This is a genomic window from Phenylobacterium sp. (genome assembly GCF_024508875.1).
Taxonomy (GTDB): Bacteria; Pseudomonadota; Alphaproteobacteria; order Caulobacterales; family Caulobacteraceae; genus Phenylobacterium.
The window spans coordinates 1-8461 of the sequence record NZ_JANINU010000088.1; the positions used below are offsets into that span (position 1 = coordinate 1).

The 8461-nt window shown below is 70.9% G+C and carries 7 protein-coding genes and 1 pseudogene; 3 read left to right on the top strand and 5 right to left on the bottom strand.

All coding sequences use genetic code 11. The annotated features are described in order from the left end of the window. The 3 genes and pseudogenes from Q0L11_RS08070 to Q0L11_RS08080 all read right to left on the bottom strand — a co-directional run. Positions 1-233 (bottom strand): annotated as a pseudogene (locus Q0L11_RS08070) (alkaline phosphatase family protein); the annotation flags it as partial. Between the two features lie 155 nt (positions 234-388). Further along, entirely contained in the window at positions 389-775 is a 387-nt protein-coding gene (locus Q0L11_RS08075; protein ID WP_296596552.1) for a limonene-1,2-epoxide hydrolase family protein, read from the bottom strand. An 80-nt stretch (positions 776-855) separates the two neighbouring features. Then, positions 856-1794, bottom strand: coding sequence for a DUF808 domain-containing protein (locus tag Q0L11_RS08080; protein WP_296596553.1), 939 nt, complete (start codon positions 1792-1794; stop codon positions 856-858). 125 nt (positions 1795-1919) lie between these two features. On the opposite strand from Q0L11_RS08080, the gene Q0L11_RS08085 reads away from it, so the two are divergent. After that, a complete protein-coding gene (locus Q0L11_RS08085) occupies positions 1920-3728 on the top strand; it encodes a DUF885 family protein (RefSeq protein WP_296596554.1) in 1809 nt (602 codons plus the stop codon). Between the two features lie 14 nt (positions 3729-3742). Here the strand turns inward: Q0L11_RS08085 and Q0L11_RS08090 are convergent, their stop codons facing one another. Together Q0L11_RS08090 and Q0L11_RS08095 are read right to left on the bottom strand one after the other, a co-directional pair. Then, positions 3743-4930 carry a M56 family metallopeptidase gene (locus tag Q0L11_RS08090; RefSeq protein ID WP_296596556.1) on the bottom strand — a complete coding sequence of 396 codons (1188 nt, stop codon included), beginning with the start codon at positions 4928-4930 and terminating at the stop codon, positions 3743-3745. 88 nt (positions 4931-5018) lie between these two features. Continuing rightward, positions 5019-5963 (bottom strand): LysR family transcriptional regulator, encoded by a 945-nt coding sequence (locus tag Q0L11_RS08095; protein ID WP_296596558.1) that lies wholly within the window; start codon positions 5961-5963, stop codon positions 5019-5021. A gap of 147 nt (positions 5964-6110) precedes the next feature. Here Q0L11_RS08095 and Q0L11_RS08100 point away from each other — a divergent pair, with 147 nt between their 5' ends. Both Q0L11_RS08100 and Q0L11_RS08105 read left to right on the top strand, forming a co-directional pair. Continuing rightward, complete coding sequence (locus tag Q0L11_RS08100; protein WP_296596559.1) at positions 6111-7175, top strand: HlyD family secretion protein; 1065 nt, start codon at positions 6111-6113, stop codon at positions 7173-7175. Between the two features lie 12 nt (positions 7176-7187). Next, positions 7188-8461, top strand: a 1274-nt coding sequence (locus tag Q0L11_RS08105) for a DHA2 family efflux MFS transporter permease subunit (protein WP_296596560.1), incomplete at its 3' end; no start/stop codon positions are given.

Below are 8461 nucleotides of genomic sequence, written 5' to 3' on the forward strand. Positions count from 1 at the left end.
CCGGGGCAGGTCTCGGTGGAAGCGTGGCTCTGGTAGCCGAGGTAGACGCGGCCGTCCGCGAGCCGCTTCAGGCCGCCGGTGTAGGTCGGGCGGTAGCGCTGGAAGAGGCTCCACGCGTACTGGTCGACCGAGATCGCCACGACCAGCTTCGGCTCCTTCGGCGGCGGAGCCGCGTGCGCCGACGCCCCCGTCAGTCCCAGGACCAGGGCCGAAAGCAAGGTCGCAATCTTCATCAACTCGTCCGCCACCGGAATCGGGCGCCCCGCGGCCCGGCTGGCTAAGCAGAGGAAATGGCGGTCCTAGGCTAGTGAACTTTTTACGGCGCCGGCCGGGTCCCGCGGGACTGACTATCCTTCGGGCGCGAGGGCCGACGCCGTGGGCAGACCGTTCATCCCGTCGGCCATTGCGACATGATGCTGGCGGCGTCGAAATAGTCGCGCCAGTAGATGATCCGCCGGTCCTTCACCTCGAAGACGCCGGTCACGGGCAGTTCGACCCACTTGTCGGCAAGGCGGTGGCGGTCCAGCCGCTCCAGGAACACCCGCGGCCCGTCGGCGGCTTCGCGCAGGACCTGGAAGTCGTTCTCCAGCGTCGGGGCGAAGAACGGCTCCAGCAGGCTGCGGATGCCGGCGGGCCCCTCCACGGCGGGCAGGGGCGGCGGATTGAGGTACTGGCAGTTATCCGACACGAGCTTGAGGGCGGCGTCGTAGTCGAGCCGCTCCATCTCCTTCATGAACTGGCGGACGATTTCGAGCGGCGTGGAAGGCTGGGCCATGGGGTGCTCCGGTCTCTGTCGTTCGGAGCTTCAGCGCCGCGGGGCGTCCCGCCAATTACCTGGCAGGTCATGGTCGCCCGTCAGTGCGCTTCCTTTCGCTTCGGGAGCAGGTGGACGACGCCCACGATAACGGCGCCAAGCGCCAGGCCCAGGATGGCGCAGCCGACCGCATAGGCCAGCCAGCCCGTGACGGCTCCGACGACGGGCGCCTGGCCGGCCCAGTGCTCGGCCGCGTGGATCACGCTGGGGATCTGCGGCAGGTGGAAGTGTTCCAGGCCGTGGACCACGATGCCGCCGCCGACCCAGAGCATGGCGGCCGTGCCGATCTGGGTGAGGGCGTCCAGCACCACCGGCATCGCCTTCACCAGGCCGCGGCCGAGGGCGCGGGTCGAAGCCAGCGCGCGCCGCGACAGGTGCAGGCCGATGTCGTCCATCTTCACGATCAGGCCCACCACGCCGTAGACGCCGGCGGTGATCAGCAGGCCGACCACGGCCAGGGCCGCCGCCTGGACAAGCAGGGGCTGTTCGGTGACGTCGTTCAGCGCGATGGCCATGATCTCGGCCGACAGGATCATGTCGGTGCGGATGGCGCCGCTGACCTTCTCCTTCTCCAGTTCGGCGGAACTGAGCGCCATCTCCTCGGGCTGGTCGACCTCGTTCTGGTGGAAGATCTTCTCGACGATCTTCTCGGCCGCCTCGAAACAGAGGAAGCCCGCGCCCAGCATCAGGATCGGCGTCACCGCCCAGGGGGCGAAGGCGCTGAGGACCAGGGCTCCGGGCAGCAGGAAGAAGAACTTGTTCCGCAGCGACCCCATGGCGATCTTGAAGACGATCGGGATTTCGCGGTCGGGGGTGAAGCCCACGGCGTAGCCGGGCGTGACGGCCGCGTCGTCGATCACCACGCCCACCGCCTTGGAGCCCGCCTTGCCCGCGGCGCCGGCGACGTCGTCCAGCGACGTGGCCGCGATCTTGGCGATCGCCGCGACGTCGTCGAGCAGCGCGAACAGGCCCGATGCCATGCGTGGAAGTCCCCCGTGTGTGCGTCCTGCCTAAGCGGCGGCGCGCCCGGCGTAAAGCGCGACCGGCTGGCGGGGCGGGGCGAAGTTGGCTAGGCCTCGATGCCAGTCATCTGGAGTTCAAGCGCATGCGTCTGTCCCGTCGCGAATTCGGACTTGGCCTGGCCGGGGCGGCCGCGGCGTCGGGTGCGCGGGCGGCCGATGCGGACGCCGCGTTGACCGCCTTCCTCGACGCCCAGTTCGAGCAGGAACTGCAGATGAGCCCCGAGCGCCTGACGCGCCTGGGCCGCAAGGAGAAGTACGGCCAGCTCGACGACCTCAGCGACGCGGCGGCCGAGCGCGAGATCGCCTGGCGCCGCAAGAGCGTGGCCGAGATGAAGGCGAAGTTCGACCCGTCCAAGCTCGGCGAGGACGCGCGCACATCGTACGACATCTGGGCGCTGGAGCTGGACCGGGCCGAGGCGGCCCACAAGTGGCGCGACCACGACTACGTCTTCGCGCGCGGCGGCCCGCACACCGGGCTGCCCAACTTCATGATCAACCAGCACCGGGTCGACAGCGCCGCCGACATGGAGGCCTACATCGCCCGCGTCGAGCGCATCGGCCCGGCCCTCGATCAGGCGCTGGCGCGGGCGAAGGCCGCCGCCGCCGCGGGCGTCCGGGCGCCGCGGTTCTCGTACGACCAGTCCCTGGAAGAGGTGCGGCGCGTCACCCGCGGCGCGCCCTTCGACGGCGGGGACAAGGACTCGGCGCTCTACGCCGACGGCCTCGGCAAGCTCGCGGCGCTGCGCAAGGCGGGCAAGATCGACGGCGCGGCTGAGAGCCGGATGGTGGGCCAGTTCGCGGCGGCGATGACCGGCCGGATGAAGCCGGCCTACGACCGGCTGGCCGCCTGGCTCACGGCCGACCGGGCCAACACCACGCCCGACGCGCAAGGCGTCGGTGCGCTGCCGAACGGTCAGGCTTACTATTCCGCCCGCCTGCTCGACGAGACCACCACGGGCATGACCGCGGACGAGATCCACCAGCTTGGCCTGTCCGAGGTGAAGCGCATCCGCGGCGAGATGGAGACGCTCAAGGCCAAGATCGGCTTCTCCGGTTCGCTGGAGGACTTCTTCGCCTTCATGCGCACCGACAAGCGCTTCTTCCTGCCCAACGACGACGCCGGCCGGGCGCAGTACCTGAGGCTCGCCGAGGGCTATCTCGCGGGCATGAAGGCCAAGCTGCCCACGGTGTTCGGCCGGCTGCCGAAGGCCGACCTGATCGTCAAGCGAGTGGAGAGCTTCCGCGAGGAGCCGGGCGGCGCGGCGCACTATTCCTCCGGCGCCCCCGACGGCTCGCGGCCGGGCATCTTCTACGTCCACCTGGCCGACACGGCAGCGACGCCGACCTTCGAGCTGGAGGGCACCTGCTACCACGAGGGCTGGCCGGGGCATCACATGCAGATCATGCTGGCCCAGGAGATGACGGGCCTGCCGAAGTTTCGCGGACAGTACAACTACGGCGCCTATGTCGAAGGCTGGGGCCTCTACGCCGAGCTGCTGGCCAAGGAGATGGGCTTCTACCAGGACCCCTACAACGACTTCGGCCGGCTGGGGCGTGAGATCTGGCGCGGCATCCGGCTGGTGGTCGACACCGGCATCCACGCCAAGGGCTGGAGCGAGGCGCAGGCGCTGGACTACTACCGCGCCAACTCCCCGCAGCCCGAGGGCAAGATGCGCTCGGAGATCCGCCGCTACTTCGTCAATCCGGGCCAGGCGACGTCCTACAAGGTGGGGATGGTGAAGATCCTGGCGCTCCGGGCCCGCGCCCGTGAGGCCCTGGGCGGCCGGTTCGACCTACGCGCTTTCAACGACATGATCGTCGGCGCCGGCTCCCTGCCGCTCCCGGTCCTGGAAACCCGCGTCGACCGCTGGATCGCGACCCGCAAGGCCTGAGCGCGGTCGAAACTTCAGGGGCTGAACCGCACCGGGATACGGACCTCCCGCCCTTGGACGGAGGCGCCGTCGGGGTCCCTGTCGGCCATGCGGAACCACGGCGCCAGGTCGAGCACCGCCTGGCCGAAGCCGCCCGCTTCCGGGAACTGCGAGACCACCTTGCAGCGCGCCAGCCGGCCCTCGCCGTCCACGCGGCAGGTCATGGTCGCTCGGCCGGGCTGGCCCTCCGCGCCCTTGGGCCAGACGCGCTGGATGTCTTTTCCGGTCGGGCGCTGCAGCCAGACTGGCGCGGCGATCAGGCCGGCCGCGGGCGTGGCGGCCGCCCAGGCCGCGCAGGCGCCACCGACGCTGAGCGCGGCGACCAGGACGGCGCCGGCCAGGCGGCGTCCGCGGGCGGGCAGGGGCGACTTCAGCATGGCGATCCTCTCCTTCAGGGGGTGTTGGCCGGCAGCGGGCCAGTGGCAGCCGAGCGGCAGGGGCTGGGCGGCGAGCTGCGCCTTGAGCAGCACCTCGGCGTAGAGGCGGCGCGCGCCGGGGAAGCGGCGCACCACCGCCGCGTCGCACGCCAGCTCCTGGTCTATGCGCATCAGGCGCGTCGCCAGGTGGACCAGCGGATTGAACCAGAAGGCGCACTGCAGGGCGGCCGCCAGCGCGTTAATCCGCGCGTCGCCGACCGCCAGGTGGCGCGCCTCGTGCGCGAGGATCACGTCCCGCTCCGGCGGCGTGAAGCGGGCCTCGAAATCGGCGGGCGTCACGATGCGCGGCCGCAGCGCGCCGACGACGGCGGGGCCCACATCCGGCCGCTCGGCGCGATAGAGCCCGGCGCCGACCGCGTGCAGTCGGCCGAGGCCGTCAAGGAAGCGGACCTGTCGGCGGACCAGAACCGCCAGCGCGAACGCGGCGCCCGCGAGCCAGAGCGCGGCGAGCAGGGCCGAGAGGTCCGCCTGCGTGTCGAGGCCCCGGCGGATCGCCCGTCCCGCGGCCGCGCCGGTCTGGAGCAGCACAGGGTCGGCAAGGGACGGTGCGGCGGCCGGCGGCGCCAGCGCGGCCGCGGCGGCCAGCGCGGGGATCAGCCACAGTGCGTAGGCCGCCTGGGCGCCGAACGCGCGCCGCACGGGCCCTCGCAACGCCCCCGCCGCCAGGATCGCCACGCCCGCCGAAAGGTTGGCGCGCAGCAGGGCGGTGAGGAGGTCTGCGAGCATCGACGAGGCCTCGTCAGTTGTGTTTACGAGTGTAGTCGCCATATTGACTACATGCGTAATCGATGGCGTCAAGTCCCGAGCGGCGCGTCTACAGACCCCGCGCCACGTCCTGGATCAGGTCCCGGAACCAGGCGATGGCCGGCTCCTGCAGGCGGTCGCGGCGGTAGATGACGCCGATCTCCACCGGCGGCGAGACATAGGGCGGGTCGATCAGCTTCAACAGGCCGGCGGCGGCCCAGGCGCCCGCCAGGCGGCGCGGCACCAGGGTGGCCATCTGCGAGCGGCTGGCGACGGCGAGGGCGGTCGAGGTGTCCGGCACCGTCACCGCGACGCGGCGGGTGAGGCCCCCGTCCTCCAGCGCGCGGGTGAATGCCCCCTCGTCCTCCCAGCTCGCGCGGGAGACGAGGCCCCGCGCCGCCGCCTCGTCCACCGCCGCCTGCCGCGCGATGGCGATGTGCGCGGTGGCGGCCAGGTCGGCCAACGTCACGCGCGCGACGGCCGCCAGCGGCGCGCTGGGACTGACCGCCCACACGAGGTCCTCGGCGACGAGTGGATCGTAGGCGAAGCGGTCGGGGGCCGAGACAACTCCGGCCACGGCGAAGTCGGCGCTGCGGGTGTCGAGCAGGTCCAGCAGGCCCCCCGCGTAGCCGCTGACCAACAGTTCGGCCCGCGGCGCCCGCTCGGCCAGCCGCCCCACCAGCAGCGGCGCCAGCACCGCCGCGCCATAGGCGCCGGCTACCAGGTTGAAGCGCTTCTGGCTCGACGCCGGGTCGAAGGCGCCGGGCGCGAGCGCCGCCTGGATCTGCGCCAGCGGCGTGTGCACCGCCTCGGCGAGCTCCAGAGCGCGCGGCGTCGGGTTCATTCCGACGGGACCCCGGACGAACAGTTCGTCGTTCAGCATGTGCCGCAGGCGGTTCAGCGCGTGGCTGACCGCCGACTGCGACAGGCCGAGGCGCTTTCCGGCGCGGGTGACGCTGCGCTCCTCCAGCAGGGCGTCGAAGATGCGCAGCAAGTTGAGGTCAGGGGTGGACATGCATCGTGTTCATATTGTGCGTGACAACATACCATTTTGCTCATCGGCACGAGCTCACTATCTGAGCCGTAGACGACGGGAGCCCCGCGGCCGCATGCTGCTCGCCTCCCGCTCAATCTGGACATCGATACTCGAGGGGCCCGGGACGTGAGCGACCCAACGGCGAACGCCGCGCGTGATTTCAAGCCTGCAAGGCCGTCGGGCCTGCGCCGCTGGCGCTGGCCGCTGATCCTGGGCGGGCCGATCGTGATCCTGGCGATCGTGGCGTACTTCGTGCTGACCGGCGGGCGTACGGAGTCGACCGACAACGCCTACGTCCAGATCGCCAAGACCGCTGTCGCCCCCTCGATCGGCGGGCGCGTGGTCGAGATCTACGTCCACGAGAACCAGGCGGTGAAGAAGGGCCAGGTCCTCTTCCGGCTCGACCCGCGCGATTTCCAGGCCAACCTGTCGGCCGCTCAGGCCCAGGTGGCCGTGGCCGAGCTCAACGTCAGCCAGCAGCGCGCCGCCTATCAGCGCGAGAGCGCCAACGTCTCGGCCGCGCTGGAGACGGTCGCCTACACCGCCCGCGAGGCCCAGCGGCAGCGCGAACTGGCCGCCGCCGGCGTCTCGTCCCGGCAGCAGGTGGACCAGGCGGTCCACGCCGCCAGCCAGGCCCGCGAACAGCTCAAGGCCGCGCGCGAACAGCAGGCCGTCGCCCTGGCCGCGCTGGGCGGCGATCCGAACATCGGCGCCCGCGCCCCGGCCGTGCAGCAGGCGCGCGCCCAGCTCGAACGCGCCCGCCTCGACGTCTCCTACGCCACCGTGGTCGCCCCGGCGGACGGCGTGGTGGCCCGCGTCGACCAGATGCCGGTGGGCGCCTACCTCAACGCCTCCCAGACCGCCTTCTGGCTGCTGTCGGGCCAGCCCTGGATCGAGGCCAATTTCAAGGAAGACCAGCTCGCGCACATGAAGGTCGGTCAGCCGGTCGAGATCGAGGTGGACGCCTACCCGGACGCCAAGCTGAAGGGCCACGTCGCCAGCTTCGCGCCCGGCGCCGGCTCGGCCTTCTCCGCGCTGCCGGCCCAGAACGCCACGGGCAACTGGGTGAAGGTGACCCAGCGCCTGCCGGTGCGGATCACCTTCGACCGGCCGCCGCCCGAGATGGCCGCCCGCGCCGGGCTCTCCGCCAACGTGACCGTCGACGTCCGCGCCGCCGGCCGCACGAAGTAAGGCCGTCCGGCCGTGAGCGAGCATCCCGACCGAGACGAGGCCAAGCGCTGGCCCATCACCATCGCCATCATGCTGGCGACGGTGATGAACTCGCTGGACACCACCATCGCCAACGTCGCCCTGCCGCACATCCAGGGCAGCGTGTCGGCCGGGCCGGAGCAGATCGGCTGGGTGCTGACGTCCTACATCGTCTCGGCGGCGATCATGACGCCGCTGACCGGCTGGATGGCGGCGCGGTTCGGCCGCAAGCGCCTGTTCCTGATCTCCATCGCCGGCTTCGTGGCCGCCTCGATGCTGTGCGGCATCGCCACCAGCTTGCCCGAGCTGGTGATCTTCCGCCTGCTGCAGGGGGTGTTCGGCGCCTCGCTGATACCGCTCAGCCAGGCGGTGCTGCTCGACATCAACCCGCCCGAGAAGCACGGCCAGGCCATGGCCATCTGGGGCGCCGGCGCGATCCTGGGCCCGATCCTCGGGCCCGCCCTCGGCGGCTATCTCACCGAGAACTTCTCCTGGCGGTGGTGCTTCTACATCAATCTGCCGATCGGCATCCTCGCCTTCCTCGGCGTCTTCGTCTTCATCTCGAAGGACCGGCTGGAGGCCGTCCGGCGGTTCGACTTCCTCGGCTTTGCGATGCTGACGCTCTTCGTCGGCGCCTTCCAGTTGGTGCTGGACCGCGGCCCGGGCGAGGACTGGTTCTCGTCGACGGAGATCTGGACCGAGACCATCCTGGCCATCATCGGCCTGTGGGTGTTCGTGGCCCACACCCTGACCGCCGAGCACCCCTTCTTCGACCGCCGGCTGATGGCCGACCGCAACTTCGTCACCGCCAGCGTCTTCGGCTTCTTCATCGGCATTCTGCTGTTCTCGACCATGGCCCTGCTGCCGCCGATGATGCAGGTGCTGATGGGCTATCCGGTGCTGCTCTCGGGCCTGGTGTCCATGCCGCGCGGGGTGGGCTCGTTCATCGCCATGTTCGCCGTGGGCCAGTTGGTGGGCCGGGTCGACACGCGCCTCATCCTCTTCACCGGGCTGTCGATCTCCTGCGTCGCGCTCTGGCAGATGATGCACTTCGACCTGTCGATGACGACAACGCCGTTCATCGTCTCGGGGATCATCCAGGGCCTGGGCATCGGCCTGCTGTTCGTGCCGCTTTCGACCCTGGCCTTCGCCACCGTGCCGCCCGAACTGCGGGCCGAGGGCTCGGCCGTCTACACCCTGATCCGCAACCTGGGCTCCAGCGTCGGCATCTCGATCATGCAGGCGCTGGTGGTCTCCAACACCCAGAC